Here is a 21,631-nt window from a genome sequence, read left to right on the forward strand (position 1 = left end):
ACAAGCGCAAGCAGCTATCAAAACAGGAGCATATCCAGGGCCGGACCGATGTCAGGCCGCACCGATATGCGGCACCAGCCCTGAAGTAGGCTGGCCGTTTTTCAGCGCGGCGGTGAAAGCCAGCATGCGGTCAATCGGCAGCCGGGCACGCAGGCCCAGTGCGGGGTCTATCTTCACTTCATGCGCACCGGTTTCCAGCACATGGGCCAAACCGGCCAGGCCGTTCATGGCCATCCACGGGCAGTGTGCGCAGCTTTTGCAGGTGGCGCTGTCGCCGGCGGTGGGCGCTTCAATAAACACTTTACCGGGGTTGAGCGTGCGCAGCTTGTGCAGCATGCCGTTGTCGGTCGCCACAATGAATTCGCGCGCGTCCATCTCGCGCGCCGCCTTCAAAATTCCCGAAGTGGAGCCCACGGCATCGGCCAGCGCCACCACGTCCGCAGGTGACTCGGGGTGCACCAGCACTTTGGCGCCAGGGTGCTCTTTTTTCAGGGCCTGCAGTTCAAAGGCCTTGAATTCGTCGTGCACGATGCAGGCGCCATTCCAGAACACCATGTCGGCACCGGTCTCGCGCTGGATGTAACTGCCCAGGTGCCGGTCGGGCGCCCAGAGGATTTTCTGGCCCTGGTCTTTCAGCGCACGCACGATGTCGAGCGCGCAGCTGGATGTCACCACCCAGTCGGCGCGCGCCTTCACGGCGGCGCTGGTGTTGGCATACACCACCACCGCGCGGTCCGGGTGGGCGTCGCAAAACGCGCTGAATTCATCCACCGGGCAGCCCAAATCAAGCGAACAGGTCGCATCAGGGTCGGGCATCAGCACGCGTTTTTCAGGTGAAAGAATCTTCGCCGTCTCACCCATAAAGCGCACACCCGACACCACCAGCGTCTGTGCCGCATGGTCGCGGCCAAAACGCGCCATCTCCAGCGAGTCCGACACCAGGCCGCCGGTCTCTTCGGCCAGGTCCTGCAGGTCGGGATGCACGTAGTAGTGCGACACCATGACGGCGTTGCGGGCCTTGAGCAGTTCGCGGATGCGGGCCTTCAGCACGGTGCGCTCGGCCTGCGTGGGCTCGGCCGGCACACGGGCCCAAGCCTGGTGCGTGCTGCAAGCCGCGCCCTCGGGCTGCTCGTAGTCCACACGGATGACGGGCAAAACCACGCTCATGCCGCCACCGTGCTCTCGGCGTCGAAGCGCATGGAAAAATCAATCGCCCGCACGTCTTTGGTCAGGGTGCCGATGGAAATCCGGTCCACGCCGGTTTCGGCCAGGGTGCGCAGGCCCTCCAGGGTGACCCCGCCCGAAATTTCAAGGATGGCTCGCCCATTGTTGATGCGTACAGCCTCTTTGAGGTCGGGCAGGCTCATGTTGTCGAGCAGCACCATGCGCGCACCGGCGTTCAGCGCCTGGGCCAGCTCGTCCAGGTTCTCGACTTCGATTTCCACAAAATCAGCCTGCGCGGCGACGTCCGCAGCGCGTGCCAGCACCTGCGCGATTCCCCCTGCGGCCGCGATGTGGTTTTCCTTGATGAGCACGGCGTCATACAAACCCACCCGGTGGTTGGTTCCGCCGCCCGCGGCGACCGCGTATTTTTGCGCCAGCCGCAGGCCGGGAAGGGTCTTGCGTGTGTCCACAATAGCAGCCCGCGTACCTTTCACGATGTCAACATAAACGGCCGTTTTACTCGCAACGGCGCTTAACAGCTGTAAAAAATTGAGGGCCGTGCGTTCAGCCGACAGCAGGGCACGGGCAAGCCCGCGCACTTCAAACACTACCTGGCCGGCTTCGCAACGCTCGCCATCCAGCACATGCCAGACCAGTTGGGCATCCGGATCCAGCTGCCGCATCGTGGCCTCGACCCAGGCGCTGCCACACACCACAGCGCTTTCACGCGCCACCACCTGCGCCCGTGCCTGGCGGGCCGGGTCAATCAGTGCGGCGGTCAGGTCGCCGCTGCCAATGTCCTCGGCCAGCGCGCGTGCCGCATCCGCCCGGGCCAGGGCGCCCAGCGCTTCAGTCGTGAAATCAAATGACTTTTTCATAAGTAATCTAAGAAAGAAACCGCGCAGTACCCTGCACTAAACTATTGAGTAGACCTCAAAACTGCCGCGAATGTTACAGCGCCCCTGCCGCTGCCCGCCGCCGGCCCCCTTCGCCCACCCCGGCGTTTTCCTTTTGCCTGGGTACACCCTACACACATCATGTTCAGAACCCTGCTCAAGTCCAAGATTCACCGCGCTGCGGTAACCCACTGCGAACTCAACTACGAAGGCTCCTGCGCCATCGACGAAGACCTGCTGGATGCCGCCAACCTGGCAGAGAACGAGCAGGTGCACATCTGGAACATCAACAACGGTGAGCGCTTCATCACCTACGCCATTCGTGCCGAGCGCGGCAGCCGCATCATTTCGGTCAACGGTTCCGCCGCGCGGCGCGCCGCCGTGGGCGACCTTGTCATCATCGCGGCGTTTGCGCAGGTGCATGAAGAGCATGTCGCGGGCTTCAGCCCCAAGCTGGTGTTCGTCAATCCGGACAACCGCATCAAGGAAGAGCGCTCGACCATTCCGGTGCAGAAGCCCTGACCCGCGCCCGACTCGTGCTTTAGCTCCGGCTTGCAGCGCACGCCTGAGCTTTCGCCCTCCACTCCTCACCACGGGCCTCCATGGACAACCTCTCAATGATCCAGCGCAGCCTGCGCCATGTGTGGCACCCCTGCACGCAGATGAAGCTGCACGAGGCGCACCCCCCGGTACCCATCGCCAGGGCCGAAGGGGTCTGGCTGTACGACTTTGAAGGCCGGCGTTACCTGGACGGCATCAGCTCGTGGTGGGTCAACCTGTTCGGCCACGGCCATCCGCACATCAAGGCGGCGCTGCGCGACCAGCTGGATCGGCTTGACCACGTCATGCTGGCCGGTTTCACGCACCAGTCGGTGGTGGAGCTGTCTGAGCGGCTGGGCGCATTGACCGGGCTGGGCCATGCTTTTTACGGCAGCGACGGCGCCAGCGCCACAGAGATCGCGCTGAAGATGAGCGCGCATTACTGGCGCAACACCGGAAAGCCTGAAAAGTGCCGCTTCATCGGGCTCGCAGGCGGTTACCACGGCGAGACCGTGGGCGCACTGGCCGTGACGGACTTTGCCATTTTTCGTGAAGCCTATGCGCCGCTGGTGCGGCTGGCAGCCACCGTGCCCAGCCCCGACGCACGCGGCGCGCAGCCCAGTGAAAGCGCTGCAGACGTAGCACGTCACGCAGCCGCAGACCTGCAAAGCTGGCTGGAGCAGCATCATGCGCAAACCGCCGCGCTCATCCTGGAGCCCATGGTGCAGTGCGCGGCCGGCATGGCCATGCACGATGCCGCCTACCTGCGCGAAGCGCGCGCACTGTGCGACCGCTACGAGGTGCATCTGATTGCCGATGAAATCGCCACCGGATTTGGCCGCACCGGCACCATGTTCGCGCACCAGCAGGCAGGCATACGGCCTGACTTCATCTGTCTCTCGAAAGGCCTCACGGGCGGCACGCTGCCGCTGTCGGCGGTGCTGACGACCGACGCGGTATACGAGGCGTTTTATGACGACGACGTGGCGCGCGGCTTTTTGCATTCGCATTCCTACACCGGCAATCCGCTGGCCTGCCGCGCCGCGCTGGCCACGCTGGAGCTGTTCGAGCAAACCGATGTGCTGGCAGACAACGCAGTCCTGGCCAACACCCTGGACCTGGCCTTCGCGCCGCTGACTCAGCACTCTGCTGTACGGAACGCACGCAGGCTGGGCATGATCTGGGCTTGGGACATCGAGCCCACGACGGCGCCCCACTTCGCACGCCGCTACACGCAGCACGCCATGGCCCACGGCGTGCTGCTGCGCCCAATCGGCCACACGGTCTACGCCATGCCTCCCTATGTGATGGATGAAGAGGCGATTGGCCACCTGGCGCGCGGCGCGCTGGCCGCGCTTGACGCCACCCTGGCCGAAGAAATTACTGCACATGGCTGAAGCGGCGCACAAGACGGTTTCGCTGTTTGTCACCGGCACCGACACCGGCGTGGGCAAGACGCTGGTCAGCGCTGCACTATTGCATGCGCTGGCCCGCCGGCATCTGCGTGTGGTGGGCATGAAGCCGGTGGCGGCAGGCACGGTGCCGATTGACGGTGTAGATGCCAACGAAGACGTGCTCGCCCTGCGCGCAGCTTCCAGTTGCCGCGTACCACCCGAACTCGACAACCCGGTGCTGCTGCCCGACCCGGTGTCACCACACATCGCAGCCGCCCGCGCCGGTGCGCGCATTGACATTGCCCACCTGGTAGCCTGCCACCGCCAGCTCGCGCTGCAGGCCGATGCCGTGGTGGTGGAAGGCGCGGGCGGCTTTCATGTGCCGCTCTCGCCCACGGAGACCGGCGCCGATCTGGCCCAGGCGCTGGGCCTGCCCGTGGTGCTGGTGGTGGGCCTGCGGCTGGGCTGCCTGAACCACGCCCTGCTCACCGCCGAAGCCATCCGCGCGCGCGGTCTCACACTGGCCGGCTGGGTGGCCAACCACATTGACCCAAACATGCTGGCGCAGGGGGACAACATCGCCTTTCTACAAAAGCAGTTGCGGGCGCCATTGCTGGCCACCGTTCCCTGGCAACCCAACATTGACGCACGCAAGGTCACCATCAACCTCCCCACTGAATGGCAATGAACATCACCTCCTCCTGGCTCGACGAATTTCCGGCACGCGTTTCCGAACTGGACCGCACGCACCTGCGCCGCCAGCGCCGCGTGGTCATGCCTGAAAGCGGCGCACGTCTCTCGATTGACGGGCACAGCATGCTGGCCTTTTGCAGCAATGACTACCTCGGCCTGGCCACGCACCCGGCCCTGGTGCAGGCAGCCTGCACCGGCGCACAAGCCTACGGTGTCGGGTCGGGTGCATCGCCACTGGTCAGTGGCCACAGCGCCGCCAACGAGGCGCTGGAACGCGAACTCGCGGCCTTCGTCGGCCTGCCGCGCGCGTTGTATTTTTACGCGGGCTACGCCACCAACATCGGCATCGTGCCGGCGCTGGTGGGTGCCGGCGACGCGATCTTTTCGGATGCACTGAATCACGCCTGCCTGATTGACGGCGCAAGGCTGTCGCGCGCAAAAATCCACCGCTACGCACACACCGACCTGGACGCGCTGGCGCGAGAGCTCGCGCAAAGCGACGCGCCGCGCAAGCTGGTGATCAGCGACGCGGTGTTCAGCATGGACGGCGACAGCGCCGACATTCCCGCCCTGCTGGCGCTGTGCGAGCGCCATGACGCCCTGCTGCTGCTGGACGATGCACATGGCTTCGGCGTGCTGGGCCCGCAAGGGCGCGGCAGCCTGGCCGCCGCGGGGTTGTATGGCGCCAAGGCCTCGCGCCGCGTGCTCTACATGGCCACGCTGGGCAAGGCGGCAGGCGTGGCGGGCGCGTTTGTGGCGGGCGATGAGGCCCTGGTTGAATGGCTGCTGCAAAAAACCCGCAGTTATATTTTTGCCACTGCCGCGCCGGCGCTGCTGGCCAGCGCGCTGCGTGCCAGCCTTGTGCTGATTGAACAGGATAACTGGCGCCGCACGCATTTGCAGCAACTCATTGCGCGGTTGCGCAGCGGCTTGCTGGCGGGCCTGAAAGGCAGCCACTGGCAACTGCCACCCTCGCAGACCGCCATCCAGCCGCTGCTGATCGGCCGCAACGACGAAGCCCTGGCCGTGATGGAGGGCTTGCGCGCACGCGGCATCTGGGTGCCGGCGATTCGCCCGCCCACCGTGCCCGATGGCACGGCGCGCCTTCGCATTGCGCTGTCGGCCGCGCACACCGAAGCCGATATCGACCTGCTGGTCGAAGCCCTGACGGCCCTGGAAAAGCATCCGCTGTCAGGCTGAAGCAGGCTTCAGAAAAACGCATCAGATAGACTCAAAAACCATTCCCCGAAAGGAAAGAGAACCATGTCCCACGTTGCAGAACAAACCATCACGCTCCACCGCCCGCGCCCTCAGCCATCGCCAGCTGAAAAGGCCGGCACCGAACGCTGGAGCGTAGACGCCATCGAAGCGCTGTTCAATCTGCCTTTTCCGGAACTGATGCACCGCGCCCAAACGGTGCACCGCGAAAACTTCGACCCCACGCACATCGAGTTCGCCACGCTGCTGTCCGTCAAGACCGGCGGCTGCGCCGAAGACTGCGGCTACTGCCCGCAGGCCGCGCGCTACGACACCGGCGTGGAAGCCAGCAAGCTGATGGAGCCGGCCGAAGTGCTGGCCGCCGCCCAGCGTGCGCAGGCCGCGGGTGCCACACGTTTTTGCATGGGCGCCGCGTGGCGCTCGCCCAAAGACCGCGACATTGAAAAAGTCGCCGAGCTGGTGCGCACCGTGAAAGCGCTGGGCCTGGAGACCTGCGCCACGCTGGGCATGCTGGAAGACGGCCACGCGCAAACGCTGCAAAGCGCGGGCCTGGACTACTACAACCACAACCTCGACAGCGCGCCTGATTTTTACGGCGACATCATCACCACGCGCGACTACCAGGACCGCCTGGACACGCTGGCGCGCGTGCGCAGCGCCGGCGTCAAGGTCTGCTGCGGCGGCATCGTCGGCATGGGTGAGACGCGCCGCCAGCGCGCCGGCCTCGTGGCCGAGCTCGCCAACCTCACGCCCTACCCCGAGTCAGTGCCCATCAACAACCTGGTGAAAATTGAAGGCACGCCGCTGGCCAACCAGGCCGACCTGGACCCGTTTGAATTCGTGCGCACGATTGCCGTGGCGCGCATCACCATGCCGACGGCGCGCGTGCGCCTGTCGGCGGGCCGCCAGCAAATGGGCGACGGCGTGCAGGCGCTGTGCTTCCTGGCCGGTGCCAATTCGATTTTTTACGGCGACAAGCTGCTGACCACCGGCAACCCCGACACCGAGGCCGATGTGAAGCTGCTCGAGCGCCTGGGCATGAGCCGGTCCGCGCCTGAAGCGCGCTAAGACGCACGGCTTGTCTGGACTCTCTAAATCCAACACAAAAAAGCACGCTGAAGCTGGTTAGACTCTCGCTAAATTCCGGACCTGCCCCATGACGACACCTCCCAATACTTCCGTCACGCCCTACGGCACGCTGCCGCCTTCGTCTACGCCTGCCACGCCGCCTGCGCGCAAGCCGGTCAGCCTGCCGCGTCTGCGTGAAATGCAGGCGCATGGCGAAAAGATCACCATGCTGACCGCCTACGACGCCACCTTTGCCGCCGTGGCCGACGCTGCCGGCGTGGAATGCATCCTGGTGGGCGACTCGCTGGGCATGGTCTGCCAGGGCCTGACCAGCACCGTCGGCGTGACGCTGGAGACCATGCGCCACCACACCGAATGCGTGGCCAACGGCCTGCGCCGTTCGCAGGCCACGGCCTGGCTGATCGGCGATTTGCCGTTTGGCAGTTACCACGAGTCCAAAGAGCAGGCGCTGCGCAGTGCCGCGGTGCTGATGCAGGCCGGTGCCCACATGGTCAAACTTGAAGGCGGCGGCTGGACGGCCGAGACGACGCGCTTCCTGGTCGAGCGCGGCATCCCGGTCTGCGCCCACTTGGGGCTGACACCGCAAACCGTGCACGCGCTGGGCGGCTACCGCGTGCAGGGCAAGGGCGACGAAGCCGCTGCCACGATGACGCGCCACGCGCGCGAGCTGCAGGACGCAGGCGCCGCCATGATGGTGCTGGAGATGGTGCCTGCGGCCCTGTCGGCCACGCTCACACAAGAACTCACCCATTGCGCCACCATCGGCATTGGTGCGGGCAACGGCACTGCCGGCCAGGTGCTGGTGCTGCACGACATGCTGGGCATGAACCTGGGCAAGATGCCGAAGTTTGTCCGCAATTTCATGGAAGGCCCGGACAACAAAACCGCCAGTGTGCGCGGCGCCATGGAAGCCTATGTGCGCGCCGTGAAAGACGGCAGCTTTCCGGTGAATGCCACCCACGCCTGGTAGCCCCACCGCCCCTTTCAGGAGACAAGATGCAGATCGTCCACACCATCCCGGAGCTGCGCGAGGCCCTCAGCCCGTTTAAACGCCCTTCCTTCGTGCCCACCATGGGCAACCTGCACGACGGCCACATCGCCCTCGTCAGGCAGGCCAAGCCGCTGGGCGACGTGAGCGTCTCCAGCATCTTCGTGAACCGCCTGCAGTTCGCGCCGCATGAAGACTTCGACAGCTACCCGCGCACGCTGGACGCCGATGCCGAGCGCCTGAAAGAGGCCGGCTGCAACGTGCTGTTTGCCCCGCTGGAAAAGCACCTTTACCCCGAGCCGCAAAGCTACAAGGTGCATCCGGCCACCGACTTGAGCGACATCCTTGAAGGCCACTTCAGGCCCGGTTTTTTTATCGGTGTGAGCACCGTGGTGCTCAAGCTGTTTTCCTGCGTGTTTGCCGGTATGCCCACGGGCGTGGCGGCTTTCGGCAAGAAGGATTACCAGCAGGTGATGGTGGTGCGCCGCATGGTACAGCAGTTCGCGTTGCCGATCGAGATCCTGGCCGGTGAAACCCAGCGCGCCGAAGACGGCCTGGCGCTGTCGTCACGCAACGGCTACCTGAACGCCACCCAGCGCGCCGAAGCGGTGGAGCTGTCCAAAGCGATACGCGCATTGGGCGAAGCCGCCCGCGCCAGCGGCACGCCCGACCTGCCAGCCCTGGAAGCGCAGGCCATGCAGGCGCTGGCCCGCCGCGGCTGGAAGCCCGACTACCTGACCGTGCGCCGCCGCGCCGACCTGCTGGCGCCGCAGGGCCCGCTGGCCGATGTGCCGCTGGTGGTGCTGGGCGCGGCCAAGCTGGGCAGCACCCGACTGATTGACAACCTGGAAATCTAGCGGTCCCAGTGTAGGAGCAGAAACTGAATTTGCTCCTTTTTTGATAGCTGCAAGCCAAGATACCGCCTTGGCTAGAGGCCAATTTGATCATCAACCCATGCAAATCACCCCTGTAGACCCGCAATCGGCAGCAGCGCTGATCGCACAGTCAGACGCCTACCATGCGGCGCTCTACCCCGCCGAAAGCAACTACCTCGAAAGCCTCTCGGCGCTCAGCCAGCCCAACGTGCTGTTTGTGGGCGCCCACATCGAAGGCGAACTGGTCGCTTGCGGCGCCGTCAAAACGCTGAACAACGACGGGCGCTACGGCGAGATCAAACGCCTATTTGTGCTGGAAGCGCATCGCGGCAAAGGCCTTTCCAAAGCCATCATGCAAACGCTGGAGGCGCACCTTCAGGCCACCGGCGTGCGCCTGGCCCGGCTGGAGACGGGCATTCACCAGCCCGAGGCGCTGGGGCTGTATGCGCGACTGGGTTATGTGCTGCGTGAGCCGTTTGGCGCGTATGCGCACGATCCCTTGAGCGTCTTCATGGAGAAACCGCTGGTATGAGTCCTGTCACCATCCGCCTCTCTGCCCTGCCCGACCTGCCGGCCGTGGCCGCGCTGTTTGACGCCTACCGCCAGTTTTACGAACAGCCCGCTGATGCCGCGCTGGCGCTGGACTTCATCGGCAACCGGATGCGAAACCGCGAATCGGTCATCCTGGTGGCCGAGCCGGAAGGCGCGCCCGGTGCCGGCCCGCTCGCCGGCTTCTGTCAGCTGTATCCCGGCTTCTGCTCGGTGATCGCCCAGCCCATCTACACGCTGTATGACCTGTATGTAGCGCCCGCTTCACGCAAGAGCGGCGCCGGCCGCGCGCTGATGCAGGCCGCCCACGTGCACGCAAAACAGCACGGCTTTGCGCGGCTGGACCTCACCACCGCCAGGACCAACCACACCGCGCAGGCGCTGTATGAGTCCCTGGGTTGGGTTCGCGACGACATCTTCCTGGCGTACAACAAGGTGGTTTAGGGCCTGCCCGGGCGGGCCTTGGGGTATAACGCTTTCAGTTGGTTCAGGCATATGCCGCCACCTTTGCAGGAGCTTCACCATGGCCATTCCCCACGCCGCCTCCGGGCAACTCATCGACGTCCAGCCGCTGGCAGGCAAGCTCCTGGAGGCCCGGACCGTCGCGCTGTTCAAAAGCGATGAGCTGGAAGTCATGCGCCTCATCGTGCCGGCAGGCAAGCTGGTGCCCTCGCACCGGGTCAAGGGCGAAATCACCGTGCAATGCCTGGAGGGTGAAGTGGCCTTCACGGCGGAGGGGCAAACCCAGCGCATGAAGGCAGGCCAGCTGCTGTGGCTGGCGGGCGGCGTGGAACACGGCCTGACCGCGGTGCAGGATGCATCGCTGCTGGTGACGCTGCATTTGCGAAAGTAGGGGCGGCCCCTGCTTCGCGGATTAATGATGTTTCAGGGCTTTAGCCCAATAGGGGTAAGCGCAAGCAGCTATTAATTCAATAGCAAAAACGGGAACCCGGAAAAATCAACCGCGCAGTCAGACCAGTTCGGCAGTCGGATCGCGGCCCATCAGCGCCGCCACAGCCTCAGCCGGCCTGAGCTTGCCGTCCAGCAAGGCCACCACGCTTTGTGCAATCGGCATCTCGATGCCCAAACCGGCCGCGCGCTGCACCACGGTGCGGGCGCAATACACGCCCTCGGCCACATGCCCCAGCGAATCCACGGCCTGTGCCAGCGTCTTGCCCTCGGCCAGCAACAGGCCCACCTTGCGGTTGCGGCTCAGGTCGCCGGTGGCCGTCAATACCAGATCGCCCAGGCCCGACAGGCCGGTGAAGGTTTCGGCCCGGGCGCCCAGCGCCACACCCAGCCGTGTCATTTCGGCCAGGCCGCGGGTAATCAGTGCAGCGCGGGCGTTCAGCCCCAGCTGCAACCCGTCGCAAAGCCCCGTGGCGATCGCCAGCACGTTCTTGACGGCGCCGCCCACCTCCACCCCCACGACATCGTCATTGGCGTAAACGCGCAGGGTGGCGCTGTGAAAGGCGGCTACCAGCGCTTCGCGTACTTCAGGATGTTCACTGGCGGCCACCAGCGCGGTCGGCTGGCCGCGGGCGACTTCGAGGGCGAAGCTGGGCCCGCTGAGCACACCCGCTCTTAAATTGATAGCAGCTTGCGCCCGTATTTCATGGACCATCAGGCCAAATGATGCTGAAGACGGGGCTGAGGCAAGAGGCGCCTCAAAACCTTTGCTCAGCCAGGCCACGGGAACGCTGGCGTGCTGCAGGGACTGCAGCATGCCGCGCGCCGCTGAGACGGGCGTTGCCAGGATGAGGAGGTGCTGCCCTTGAATCGCCTCTGCCAGAGGTACATCGCCGCCTTGCAGCCGCAGGCTGGCAGGCAGGGGAACGCCAGGCAGGTAGCGGGCATTGGTGCGGCTGGCCTGCAAGTCTTTGGCCTGCGCAGCATCGCGCGCCCACAGGGTGACATCGTGCCGGGCCGCGCTGCTCACGGCCACAGCCGTACCCCAGGCGCCGGCACCTATGACCAGAATTTTCATGCGTGGATGGGCGAGAAGACAGACACCGGGCAGCCCCGGCAGCCCATCAAACGATGATCTGGGGAGCGGCCGATTCGGCAGCGGCCTGGGCCTGCTGCTGTTCGTACATGGCCTGGAAGTTGATTTCAGCCATGTGCACAGGCGGGAAGCCGCCGCGCTGGATCACGTCAGCGACATTGCCGCGCAAGTAGGGGTAGACGATTTGCGGGCAGGCAATGCCCAGGATGGCGCCCATCTGGTCTTCGGGCACATTGCGGATTTCAAAGATGCCGGCCTGCTTGGCTTCCACCAGAAACACGGTTTTGTCGCCGATTTTCGTCTGCACGGTGGCCGTCACGGAAACCTCAAAAAGGCCGTCTGCCACGGGGGTGGCGCCCACGCCCAGCTGAATGTCAACCGCAGGCTGCTCCGGGCTCAGCAGGATTTCGGGCGAATTGGGCTGCTCCAGCGACACGTCCTTGAGGTAAACGCGCTGGATCTGGAATACGGGGTCAAGATTGGCTTCAGCCATGGTGCTCTTTCGGGTACGGGGGAAAGTTGGGGTTCAGATGCGCGGCAAGCCGGCGACCAGCGAATGATTATATGGACCCGTGGATGTGGCCCCCACGGTCGCTCACTTCGTGTAGCTCCCTACCCCCCGAGGGGGCCGCCCGCCCTCCGGCCCGGCAAAGCCGGTTCCGGGGCTCATGCTGGCGAAGAGAGATCAGGCGGCGGGATTCAATAGAGGCATCAGGCCGCCGCGGCTGTCGAGGGCCATCAGGTCGTCGCAGCCGCCTACGTGGGTGTCGCCGATAAAAATCTGCGGCACGGTGCGCCGGCCGGTGATGTCCATCATTTTCTGGCGTTCACCGGGCACCATGTCCACACGAATTTCGTCAAGCTCGGTGACGCCGCGCTGCTTCAATATCTGCTTGGCCTGGATGCAATAAGGGCAGGTACCCGTGGTGTAAATTTTGACGGTTTGCATGGTTCCTCCGGAGGAGCTGGTCTACGCGCAGCGCAGGAAAAATGGATAGCCAGGGTGAAAGCCGGGCCAACGCCCGGTCGCCATGGCGTTGCAGCTTTCATGCCTGCCAAAAACCGGATCAGGAAACTGCTCAGAACTGAACTGATCTGATCAGGCCTTCTCAAGTGGCAGGTTAGCCTCTTTCCACGCTTTGAGCCCACCGCCCAGTGATTGGGCCTGCTCGTAGCCGAGCTTTTTGGCGACGGCGACGGCGCGGCCGGCGCGGGCACCCGTGGCGCACACCAAAATCAGCGGCAAAGCCTTGTTTTTGACGGTAGCGGGGAGTTTTCCTTCCAGCTCGCTGAAAGGCACGTTTTTGGCGCCCGTGACATGGCCGGCAGCGAATTCTTCGGCCTCGCTGACGTCCACCACCACCGCTCTTTCGCGGTTGATCAGCTGTACGGCGCCGCTGGCCGTGAGCGCGCCGGCGTTCATGCCGCTGGCAATCATGGGCCAAACCAGCATGCCGCCCGAGGCGACCGCTATCGAAATCAGCATCCAGTTATCGATCAGAAATTTCACGTTGTACCCTTTGTGTGTCTTGGAGCGCTTTTTCAGCGAACCCATGATTTTAGAGCCTGTCTACGATCTAAACGGGTCGCGTTGGGGTGCAATCGGGATGAGTGAGCCGACCGGGCACGCCGCATGGGCTAATGCCCATGCAAGGGGCTGGGGGGCTCAATCGCCCGATTTCACCCCAACCCGGAGGGCAAGCACCTTCTCGGGCGGTCTGCGGCGTTGCGGCGCTAACCCATAGCTAAGCTATGGGCAGCACACCGCGCCTTGCATCCCATCCCGAGAAGATGCTTGCGCGGCCCTTTTAGATCGTAGACAGGCTCTTAAAATAGAGGGAGAAAACGCCCTGCCGGCCGTCCTCCTTATTCCCCTTTTTCCACTCCCCATCCTTCCCATCATGTACAAACTCGTGCTTATCCGCCACGGCGAATCGACCTGGAACCTTGAAAACCGCTTCACCGGCTGGGCCGACGTTGACCTCACCGAAACCGGCATCGAACAGGCCAAAAACGCCGGCAAACTGCTCAAAAGCGAAGGTTATGACTTTGACGTGGCCTATACCAGCGTGCTCAAGCGCGCGACCCGCACGCTCTGGCACACGCTGGACGAAATGGACCGCACCTGGCTGCCCGTGGTGCACAGCTGGCGTCTCAACGAGCGGCATTACGGCGATCTGCAGGGGCTGAACAAAGCCGAAACAGCGAAAAAGTTCGGCGACGAGCAGGTGCTGATCTGGCGCCGCAGCTATGACACGCCGCCCCCGGCGCTTGATGCCTCCGACGAGCGCAGCGAACGGAACGACCCGCGCTACGCGAAGCTGCAGCCCGGCCAGGTGCCGCTGACCGAATGCCTCAAGGACACGGTGGACCGCGTCCTGCCGTTCTGGAATGAGTCCATGGCGCCGGCCATCAAGGCAGGCAAACGCATTGTGGTGGCCGCCCATGGCAATTCCATCCGCGCCCTCGTGAAGTATCTGGACAACATCTCCGACAGCGACATCGTGGGACTCAACATTCCCAACGGCATCCCGCTGGTCTATGAGCTGGACGCCGAACTGCGGCCCTTGCGCCATTACTACCTGGGCGACAGTGAGGCCGCGGCCAAGGCGGCAGCGGCCGTGGGTGCGCAAGGCAAGGTTTGAGGGGCAATTCAATGGCTCCCGGCACTCCCGCGGGAGCCATTCTTGTAAAAGTCCTGTAAAAACTGGCTGTTTTGGCTCTTTTGCGGCGCCAGGCCGCACGAATGGCGGAACTGTGGCGGCCAGCCTTTCTCCAAGGTGTATATTGCTTCACATAGGGGGAGCAGGGGCTCTTCAACAGGTTTACGAAGGTATTTTCTATGGGTCAGAAGCTCAAGATAGCAGGCTGGATTTCAATTGGTGCCGTGGCCGGAGCCCTCACCACCGTGCAGCTGCAAGCCGTGGCCCGTGCCGGTCTGGCACCCCTTCCCCTGGAAGAACTGCAGCAGCTCGCAGCCGTCTTTGGCATGGTCAAGACCGACTATGTCGAACCGGTGGACGAGAAAAAACTCATCACCGACGCCATTTCCGGCATGGTGGCCAGTCTTGATCCTCACTCGGTTTACTTCGACAAGAAGTCGTTCAAGGAATTCCGGGAAGGCACCACAGGCCGTTTTGTCGGTGTCGGCATCGAAATCAGCCAGGAAGACGGCCTTGTCAAGGTGGTGTCTCCCATCGAGGGCTCCCCTGCGGACCGTGCCGGCCTCAAGCCGAACGACCTGATCACACGTATCGATGACACGGCAGTCAAGGGCCTGAGCCTCAACGACGCTGTCAAGAAAATGCGCGGCGAGCCCAAGACCAAGGTGCTGCTGACCATCTTCCGCAAGGACGAAAACCGCACCTTCCCGGTCACCATCACGCGCGAAGAAATCCGCACCCAGTCGGTTCGCAGCAAAGTGGTGGAGCCCGGCTACGCGTGGATTCGCCTGAGCCAGTTCCAGGAACGCACGGTCGACGACTTCGTGACCAAGCTTGAGCAGATTTACAAGCAGGAGCCCAACCTCAAGGGTCTGGTGCTCGACCTGCGCAATGACCCGGGCGGCCTGCTGGATGCGGCAGTCGCTGTCTCGTCGGCCTTCCTGCCTGAAAACGTCACCGTGGTGTCCACCAACGGCCAGCTGGCTGAAAGCAAATTCACCTACAAGGCTGCGCCCGAGTTTTACCAGCGCCGCAACGGCGCCGACCCGCTCAAGCGCCTGCCGGCTGCCCTCAAGAACGTACCGCTGGTGGTGCTGGTCAACGAAGGCTCGGCCTCTGCCAGCGAAATCGTCGCCGGTGCTTTGCAGGACCACAAGCGCGCCACCATCATGGGCAACCAGACTTTCGGCAAGGGATCGGTGCAAACCGTCCGCCCCCTGGGGCCGGATACGGGCCTGAAGCTCACCACGGCGCGTTACTTCACGCCCAGCGGGAAATCCATCCAGGCGCGCGGCATCGTGCCCGATGTCATGGTCGATGAAACCGCTGAAGGCAGTCCTTTTGCCGCATTGCGCACCCGCGAAGCCGATCTTGAGAAACACCTCAACAGCGGCCAGGGCGCTGAAGTGAAAGACGCCGGCCGCGAGAAGGCTCGCGAAGAGGCCCTGAAGCGCCTTGAAGAAGAAGCCAAGAAGACACCTGAGCAGCGTCGCCCGCCTGAACTGGGCAGCGACAAGGACTTCCAGCTGGCTCAGGCGATCAACAAGCTCAAGGGACGTCCCGTGCTGGTCAGCAAGACCGCCGTGGTCGAACCGAAAAACGAGAAAAAAGACAACTAGGCCGAGACGGGGAGCGGAGCCGGCTTGCGCCGGATCCCGCCCTGCCCCTTCCGGGCCAGCCCGTCCTGCAGCCTGAACGGTTTCCCCTCATGAACGACGAACAGCTGCTTCGTTACTCGCGGCACATCCTGCTCGACGAGATCGGCATCGAAGGCCAGGAAAAAATTCTCCAGTCGCATGTGCTCATCGTCGGTGCGGGCGGGCTGGGCTCGCCCGTCGCGCTTTATCTGGGCAGCGCCGGTGTCGGCCGCATCACCATCGCTGACCATGACCGGGTGGATGCCACCAACCTGCAACGGCAAATCGCCCACAACCTGTCTCGCATCGGGACGTTCAAGGCAGAATCCGTTGCCCAGTCCATCGCGGCCATCAACCCCGACGTCGTGGTCACCCCGGTTACCCGGCGCGCAGAAGGCGCGCTGCTCGATCAGCTGGTCCATGACGCCGATGTTGTGCTGGACTGCACGGACAACTTCTCCACGCGCCATGCCATCAACCGCGCTTGCGTCAAATACCGCAAGCCATTGGTATCGGGTGCAGCCATCCGTTTTGACGGCCAGATCGCCGTCTACGATTCGCGGCGCGAGGATTCGCCGTGCTATGCCTGCGTGTTTCCCGAATCAGACCAGCTGGAGGAAGCCCTTTGCGCGACGATGGGCGTTTTCGCGCCGATGGTCGGCATCATAGGCAGCACGCAGGCGGCCGAAGCCCTGAAGCTGATCTGCGGCATCGGCGGGTCGTTAACCGGACGGCTGTTGATGCTGGACGGCAAACACATGGAATGGAGCGAGATGAAAATGGCGCCCCATGCGGCATGCGCAGTCTGCGGCGGCGGGACCAAAAAAATTCCCTGAAAGAATCCGGCCGAAAGGCCGCGGGGAAACCTTATCTGGTGGCCGATGCCGGCATCCGCGAACCGGCAGCAGACGCTGCGGCCTTTGCAAGAATCGCTGCACAGTTTTCGTCCTGGCCCGGTCCGGTTTCAATGGTAGCGGCCAATGCCAGCAAGGGATTGATCACACCCAGTCCGATAGCAACGGCTGCACGTCCCGCGAGGGCTCCCTTGTCAGGGCCAGCCGATGGAGAGGCGAAGGTACCGCCAATCTTCAGGGGAGACCGCAAGCTCAGTATGCTGCGGTCTTTGGGCGCCGGATCCAGGACAAGGTCCAGCGTCTCATCGGCAAGGCTGATCTTTCCGCGGCCGTTGATGACCGTGTCCGTCGTATCCAGAACAATGGTTTTGGTAGTCATCACGCCTTTGTTCACTTCAAAAGCCGCAGCAGCGCAGCGCAACTGCACATTGCGGTCACCACGAACCAGGAACTTGATCACCTCTCCGCCGTCCAGGCCCATGAACTCAAGCAGGATATTGCTGATCTCACCCTTGCCCATCAACACGGCGACGTCGCCGGATGCGGTTCCCAGCATTTGTGCCAGTGAATTTCCACGCCCTTTCAGGTCCAGCTGGCCGCTGACCTTGCCCAGACTGCTCTTGGTCGTTTCAACGGCAGGAAAGAGCTGGTTGAGCTGCACGGCCCGCAGGTCCAGCCGCGTCGTGAAAACCGCGGGCACAGGGTTGGAGTCGATGCGGATACTCCCTGCCACCGTACCGCCGGCAATGCCCAGCGAGATCGGTTCGAGTTGCAAAACACCGGCTTTAAGCTGAACATGAACGCTGCCCTTGTCGAGCGGCAGTATTTTCACATGCCGTATATCAGCCGCCGAATAAATCACGTCGGCGTTCATCGCCTGCAGCCGCGTCACATCAAGCGCTGCGACAGGCAGAACCTTGCGTGCAGCGGGCACCGTTTTTCTGCCCGGCGCCGCCGCCACCGAATCGCTGTCAGTCCTGGCGACGGGTGTGTCGGCACTGGCAGGCGTGGCCTTCCCTGATGGGGCCAGACCGATCACGGGCGCGAGGTCGGCAAAATCAAGCAGCCTTGACTGGACCTTGCCGGTCAGAAGCGGCACGGCGGCGGACTGGTCAAAACTGAGCGCCCCATTGATATCCGAACTTCCCAGAACGCCCTGCATTTGGGTGGCGGCCCACACTTTGCCATGCCTGGCCAGTTTGCCCCGGACTTTGTAGGGCGGTGTTGAAGGCAGCACAACGCCCACGAGCTTGTAGAGTTCTTCCAGGTTGCGTCCCTGCAGGTCGAAGGTCGCGTCGATGCCGGCCAGCTCCGCGAGATTGGAGACCGAGCCTTTGGCCTTGAGGCTGGTCTTGCCGGCTACGGCGTTCACTTCTACCTGAAACGGCGCTTCGAGGTCTTTACTCAGCTGGAGTACGCCGCTGGTGCGGCCAGTCGCATTGAAGGACTCGTTTTTCCATTTGCCGGTGGCCTTGTAGCTCAGGGGCAACTGCTCATTTGCTTCTTGTGCCAGTGAGAACTGAACATGGATATTGGCGCCTTGCGCTGCAGCCTGGTAGTCAACCGTGCCGCGGTCGATGACCAGCGCGTCGATCCGTGGAACGGATCCTTCGTCCGACGTATCCCGTGACAAGGCCCAGGTCCGGCGGCCATCGGGCTCTATTTGAAGCCCAATCTGCGGCTCGGTCAGCACAATCCGGGGCAACTCTACCCGGCCAAAGAGAAGCGGCAACAACCGGATATCAAATTCTGCGGCAGTTGCCGTCACCAGATAGGGTTTGCTGGCCCATTCGGGGTTCGCGATTTCCACCCCATCGGCCTTGACCGTAGCAGTGCGTCCGAGCTGCACCGACAGGTGCCGGGTAATTTCAAATCGCCTTCCGAGTTGCTCGGATACATGACGATTGATCGGGCCACGAAGCATGTCCCAGGGGAAAAACACCGCAACCAGCACCAGACCCGCCGCCAATACGGCAATGCCGATGAGTGTTCTACGCAGAAGAGGCGATGAGGACAAGACGTTGTTCATGTGCTGGGGAGGAATCGTTCAAACCATTGCAAGGGCAGTCTGTAATGGCCAACAATGCGCGGCTGCCCACAATGTCCATCACCCTTACAAGCGCGTTGAACTACAGTGAATCCAATGTGCGTCAGCTCACCCCACAGGGCAGTCGGCAAGCGCCATAAGACGCTGTGGGCATGTGCCTACAGTTTTTTCGAGCGAGTCGTAGGAAACCTCCTACAGGCACTGCCCTTGGTCACTGGCAGAATGGGCCACAATAAAAAGATACATTAGGAAACAAGGACACCGCGTTCTTGAGCCTTTTGTAATATTTCCGAGAAGCACGTAGCCTTCCCACCTGGACCCGAGCAGTGAGACTGAAAACGTACATCGTAGAAGACAATCCCACCATTCGAGAGAATCTGATCGGGACGCTTGAGGAATTGGCAGGCATTGACGCGGTAGGCACCGCCGAAACTGAAAACGAAGGCAAGGCCTGGCTGGTCGAGAACAGCGGCGATTGGGATTTGGCGATTGTTGACCTGTTTCTGAAACAGGGAAGCGGTTTGGGTGTGCTGGCTGCCTGCCGCGATCGCCCCTCCACGCAAAAAGTCGTGGTCCTCAGCAATTACGCCACTGCAGACATCCGCCAGAGATGTGCCCAGCTCGGTGTTGATGCCGTTTTTGACAAGTCCAACGAAATCGATGCCCTGGTGGACTATTGCATCCAGCAGAGCACCATTTCAGATTGAACTCAATCAATCAGCTTGTTCTTGAGCGCGTAGTAGGTCAGGTCGCTGTTGGAGGACAGGCTCATTTTTTCCATGACACGCGTCCTGTAGGTACTCACGGTTTTCACGCTCAGCGAAAGCGCCTTGGCAATGTCGCCAGCGGTTTCACCCTTGGCCAGCTTGAGAAAAACCTGGAACTCCCGCTCGGACAATTGTTCGTGAGAGGCCACGTCGTTGGGCCGGTTCAGCTGCTGCGCAAGGAGCTCTGCCACCGCCGGGGTTATGTAGCGTTTTCCAAGAGAAATCACGCGGATCGCATCCACAATCTCGGATGGATCGCATTCCTTGTTCAGGTAGCCGCTGGCGCCCTGGCGAATCAGGTTGACCGCATAGTGCTCTTCAGGATAGCCGCTCAGAATGAGGATGCCGACATCAGGCGCTTTGGCGCGAATCATGGCCAGCGCATCGATGCCGCTTTGCCCAGGCATGGACAAGTCCATGACCAGAATATCCAGCTCAACGTTACGCACCAGATCAATTGCCTCGCGGCCACTGCCGGCTTCTCCCACGACACGCAGGTCCACCTGGTCGGAAAAAAACTGTTTGAGTCCAGAACGCACAATGGCATGGTCGTCCACAATTCCAATTTTGATCATGTCGCTGTCTTTCTATAAGGTCTGCGCAAGCGGGCAACGCAATGAAAAAGATGGCCTGCAGGACATCCGCATTGATTTTCAGTGTTCATTATTGACGAAATTCTCACCGAATGACTGAACGGAGTTTGCCGTGAAACGATTTGCGATCCCAAAAATGGCCATCAGCCTGCCCCTGGCGGTGCTGGCTGCCGCCATTCTTATCTTCATAAACGAGGCAAGCTTCCAGAAATCCACGGAGGCGGCGGCCAGTATTGAGGAGGCCCAGCAAACCCGCGGCGCCATCAACCGGTTGATGCAGCACATGCTGGACGCGGAAACCGGGCAGCGTGGCTACCTGCTGACCGGCGACGTTCGATATCTCGAGCCCTACAACTCCGCCCTGGCCGATATCGACCAGAACCTGGATGCCTTGCGCCGGCTGTTCACCCCTTACCAGGATCAACTTGCAGAGTTCGGCGTCATGTCCAGGCATGTTTCGCGCAAGCTGGCCGAAATGGACCTGAGCGTGCGCATGCGCAAGGAAGGCAACGAGGACGCCTGGAAATTTGTCCTGACCACGGACGTCGGGAAGGAGCATATGGAGGCGATTCGCGCGCAGTCCGCGAAACTGGCCTCCAACAGCGTCAGCAAAATGGAACAGGGGCAGGTTCAGATCAAAAAGGCGCTGGAGCTCTCCCGCATCGGCATTGCGGCAATGGCTTTGGCGGGCCTGCTGGCTTTTTACATGTACCTCCTTCAGACCAAGGCGCTGCTTGCTTCCGGCCGGCGCGAGCAGGAATCCCTGCAACGCGAGCGCGACTTCCTCGAAATACAGGTACGTGAAAGAACCGCCAACCTGGCCGAGCTGGCTACCCATCTGCAAAATGTGCGCGAGGACGAACGGGGCCACCTGGCGCGCGAACTGCATGACGAACTGGGCGCACTTTTGACCGCCGCGAAACTGGATGTGGCCCGATTGAAATCCCGCCTGGCAGGCAATCTGCCGGAAGCGGCTGAGCGGCTCACGCACCTGACCAACACGCTTAACAGCGGCATTGCGCTGAAACGCCGCATTGTGGAAGACCTGCGGCCGTCCTCACTGTCGCACCTCGGCCTGGTCGCCTCTCTCGAGATCCTCGCACGCGAGTTTGAAGAACGCTCCGGACTCTCCATCACCACCGATCTGGAGCCTGTGGAACTCGGCGGCTCAGCGCAGCTGACCATCTACCGGCTGGTGCAGGAGTCACTGACAAACATCGGCAAATACGCAGAAGCCAGGCAAGCCGAGATCAGCCTTCACAACTTCGACAGCTACATCACGGTAGAAGTCAAAGACAACGGTAAAGGCTTCAAGCTTGAGAGCGTGGGCCCGGGAAGCCATGGCCTTGCCGGCATGCGCCATCGCGTCGAAGCCGCAGGCGGACGGCTGACGGTGTCCAGCACCGAAGGCGATGGCACGCGCATTTCAGCAGTGCTGCCCAAAACACTGTGACCGGTCTCTGAACGCGGCGCGGGGCAGGTCACCTGCTGCTGCGCCCTGCCCGCCAAAGTGCTCAACATCTCTCAGCTTTTCGAGGCATGCACTGCGCTGCCAGCGTAACAAAATGTCGGCCACCTCCTACAGGGCATGGCCGCTCGAACTGACAGGGGCACACGCTGACAGCCGATGAAGAAAACTGAAGGCACTCATTAACCTTG

23 protein-coding genes are annotated in these 21,631 nt (G+C 62.6%); 15 read left to right on the forward strand and 8 right to left on the reverse strand.

Annotated features, from left to right (window positions below):
- Nucleotides 1-51: 51 nt before the first annotated feature.
- Both nadA and nadC read right to left on the reverse strand, forming a co-directional pair.
- A complete protein-coding gene (gene nadA / locus AC1DU8_RS16815) occupies nt 52-1,167 on the reverse strand; it encodes a quinolinate synthase NadA (RefSeq protein WP_477666096.1) in 1,116 nt (371 codons plus the stop codon).
- Nucleotides 1,164-2,042 carry a carboxylating nicotinate-nucleotide diphosphorylase gene (gene nadC / locus AC1DU8_RS16820; RefSeq protein ID WP_457279620.1) on the reverse strand — a complete coding sequence of 293 codons (879 nt, stop codon included), beginning with the start codon at nt 2,040-2,042 and terminating at the stop codon, nt 1,164-1,166. The genes nadA and nadC overlap by 4 nt, the downstream gene beginning before the upstream one ends.
- Nucleotides 2,043-2,201: 159 nt before the next feature.
- On the opposite strand from nadC, the gene panD reads away from it, so the two are divergent.
- From panD to AC1DU8_RS16870, 10 genes are all read left to right on the forward strand, one after another.
- Nucleotides 2,202-2,582 (forward strand): aspartate 1-decarboxylase, encoded by a 381-nt coding sequence (gene panD, locus AC1DU8_RS16825; RefSeq protein WP_431095265.1) that lies wholly within the window; start codon nt 2,202-2,204, stop codon nt 2,580-2,582.
- 80 nt (nt 2,583-2,662) lie between these two features.
- Nucleotides 2,663-3,997, forward strand: coding sequence for an adenosylmethionine--8-amino-7-oxononanoate transaminase (locus tag AC1DU8_RS16830; RefSeq protein WP_477727011.1), 1,335 nt, complete (start codon nt 2,663-2,665; stop codon nt 3,995-3,997).
- Nucleotides 3,990-4,682, forward strand: coding sequence for a dethiobiotin synthase (bioD, locus tag AC1DU8_RS16835; RefSeq protein WP_477727012.1), 693 nt, complete (start codon nt 3,990-3,992; stop codon nt 4,680-4,682). The genes AC1DU8_RS16830 and bioD overlap by 8 nt, the downstream gene beginning before the upstream one ends.
- Nucleotides 4,679-5,887, forward strand: a complete 1,209-nt coding sequence (bioF, locus tag AC1DU8_RS16840) for an 8-amino-7-oxononanoate synthase (RefSeq protein WP_477727013.1) — start codon at nt 4,679-4,681, stop codon at nt 5,885-5,887. The genes bioD and bioF overlap by 4 nt, the downstream gene beginning before the upstream one ends.
- Nucleotides 5,888-5,950: 63 nt before the next feature.
- Nucleotides 5,951-6,973 carry a biotin synthase BioB gene (gene bioB / locus AC1DU8_RS16845; RefSeq protein ID WP_477666092.1) on the forward strand — a complete coding sequence of 341 codons (1,023 nt, stop codon included), beginning with the start codon at nt 5,951-5,953 and terminating at the stop codon, nt 6,971-6,973.
- 88 nt (nt 6,974-7,061) lie between these two features.
- Nucleotides 7,062-7,964 carry a 3-methyl-2-oxobutanoate hydroxymethyltransferase gene (gene panB / locus AC1DU8_RS16850; RefSeq protein ID WP_457279625.1) on the forward strand — a complete coding sequence of 301 codons (903 nt, stop codon included), beginning with the start codon at nt 7,062-7,064 and terminating at the stop codon, nt 7,962-7,964.
- A gap of 26 nt (nt 7,965-7,990) precedes the next feature.
- Nucleotides 7,991-8,839 carry a pantoate--beta-alanine ligase gene (panC, locus tag AC1DU8_RS16855; protein WP_457279626.1) on the forward strand — a complete coding sequence of 283 codons (849 nt, stop codon included), beginning with the start codon at nt 7,991-7,993 and terminating at the stop codon, nt 8,837-8,839.
- A gap of 97 nt (nt 8,840-8,936) precedes the next feature.
- The gene (locus AC1DU8_RS16860; RefSeq protein WP_477727014.1) at nt 8,937-9,389 is read left to right on the forward strand and encodes a GNAT family N-acetyltransferase; all 453 of its coding nucleotides are present in this window, start codon (nt 8,937-8,939) and stop codon (nt 9,387-9,389) included.
- A complete protein-coding gene (locus AC1DU8_RS16865) occupies nt 9,386-9,850 on the forward strand; it encodes an N-acetyltransferase family protein (RefSeq protein ID WP_477690010.1) in 465 nt (154 codons plus the stop codon). Before AC1DU8_RS16860 ends, AC1DU8_RS16865 begins: the two co-directional genes overlap by 4 nt.
- A 79-nt stretch (nt 9,851-9,929) precedes the next feature.
- Nucleotides 9,930-10,259, forward strand: coding sequence for a cupin domain-containing protein (locus AC1DU8_RS16870; RefSeq protein WP_457279628.1), 330 nt, complete (start codon nt 9,930-9,932; stop codon nt 10,257-10,259).
- 117 nt (nt 10,260-10,376) lie between these two features.
- Here AC1DU8_RS16870 and AC1DU8_RS16875 read toward each other — a convergent pair whose 3' ends face one another.
- The 4 genes from AC1DU8_RS16875 to AC1DU8_RS16890 all read right to left on the reverse strand — a co-directional run bounded on the left by AC1DU8_RS16875 (nt 10,377) and on the right by AC1DU8_RS16890 (nt 12,921).
- A complete protein-coding gene (locus AC1DU8_RS16875; RefSeq protein ID WP_477727015.1) occupies nt 10,377-11,393 on the reverse strand; it encodes an NAD(P)H-dependent glycerol-3-phosphate dehydrogenase in 1,017 nt (338 codons plus the stop codon).
- Between the two features lie 46 nt (nt 11,394-11,439).
- Nucleotides 11,440-11,904: a protein-export chaperone SecB gene (gene secB / locus AC1DU8_RS16880; protein ID WP_457279630.1), complete on the reverse strand. Its 465-nt coding sequence runs from the start codon at nt 11,902-11,904 to the stop codon at nt 11,440-11,442.
- Between the two features lie 192 nt (nt 11,905-12,096).
- Nucleotides 12,097-12,360: a glutaredoxin 3 gene (gene grxC / locus AC1DU8_RS16885; protein ID WP_457279631.1), complete on the reverse strand. Its 264-nt coding sequence runs from the start codon at nt 12,358-12,360 to the stop codon at nt 12,097-12,099.
- Nucleotides 12,361-12,510: 150 nt separating this feature from the next.
- The gene (locus AC1DU8_RS16890; RefSeq protein ID WP_477690011.1) at nt 12,511-12,921 is read right to left on the reverse strand and encodes a rhodanese-like domain-containing protein; all 411 of its coding nucleotides are present in this window, start codon (nt 12,919-12,921) and stop codon (nt 12,511-12,513) included.
- 391 nt (nt 12,922-13,312) lie between these two features.
- On the opposite strand from AC1DU8_RS16890, the gene gpmA reads away from it, so the two are divergent.
- The 3 genes from gpmA to AC1DU8_RS16905 all read left to right on the forward strand — a co-directional run bounded on the left by gpmA (nt 13,313) and on the right by AC1DU8_RS16905 (nt 16,547).
- Nucleotides 13,313-14,056, forward strand: a complete 744-nt coding sequence (gpmA, locus tag AC1DU8_RS16895; RefSeq protein WP_477690012.1) for a 2,3-diphosphoglycerate-dependent phosphoglycerate mutase — start codon at nt 13,313-13,315, stop codon at nt 14,054-14,056.
- 197 nt (nt 14,057-14,253) lie between these two features.
- Complete coding sequence (locus tag AC1DU8_RS16900) at nt 14,254-15,693, forward strand: S41 family peptidase (protein ID WP_457279634.1); 1,440 nt, start codon at nt 14,254-14,256, stop codon at nt 15,691-15,693.
- 89 nt (nt 15,694-15,782) lie between these two features.
- Nucleotides 15,783-16,547, forward strand: coding sequence for a HesA/MoeB/ThiF family protein (locus AC1DU8_RS16905; protein WP_477690013.1), 765 nt, complete (start codon nt 15,783-15,785; stop codon nt 16,545-16,547).
- A 31-nt stretch (nt 16,548-16,578) separates the two neighbouring features.
- Here AC1DU8_RS16905 and AC1DU8_RS16910 read toward each other — a convergent pair whose 3' ends face one another.
- The gene (locus AC1DU8_RS16910; protein WP_477727016.1) at nt 16,579-18,594 is read right to left on the reverse strand and encodes an AsmA family protein; all 2,016 of its coding nucleotides are present in this window, start codon (nt 18,592-18,594) and stop codon (nt 16,579-16,581) included.
- Nucleotides 18,595-18,938: 344 nt separating this feature from the next.
- Between AC1DU8_RS16910 and AC1DU8_RS16915 the strand changes: the two genes are divergently transcribed.
- Nucleotides 18,939-19,319: a response regulator gene (locus tag AC1DU8_RS16915; protein ID WP_457279637.1), complete on the forward strand. Its 381-nt coding sequence runs from the start codon at nt 18,939-18,941 to the stop codon at nt 19,317-19,319.
- Nucleotides 19,320-19,321: 2 nt separating this feature from the next.
- On the opposite strand, the gene AC1DU8_RS16920 is transcribed toward AC1DU8_RS16915, so the two are convergent.
- Nucleotides 19,322-19,954, reverse strand: a complete 633-nt coding sequence (locus tag AC1DU8_RS16920) for a response regulator (RefSeq protein ID WP_007867910.1) — start codon at nt 19,952-19,954, stop codon at nt 19,322-19,324.
- A 130-nt stretch (nt 19,955-20,084) separates the two neighbouring features.
- Between AC1DU8_RS16920 and AC1DU8_RS16925 the strand changes: the two genes are divergently transcribed.
- Nucleotides 20,085-21,425: a sensor histidine kinase gene (locus tag AC1DU8_RS16925; protein WP_457279638.1), complete on the forward strand. Its 1,341-nt coding sequence runs from the start codon at nt 20,085-20,087 to the stop codon at nt 21,423-21,425.
- The last annotated feature ends 206 nt before the right edge of the window (nt 21,426-21,631 follow it).

Source organism: Polaromonas sp. P3_A5 (assembly GCF_056403055.1).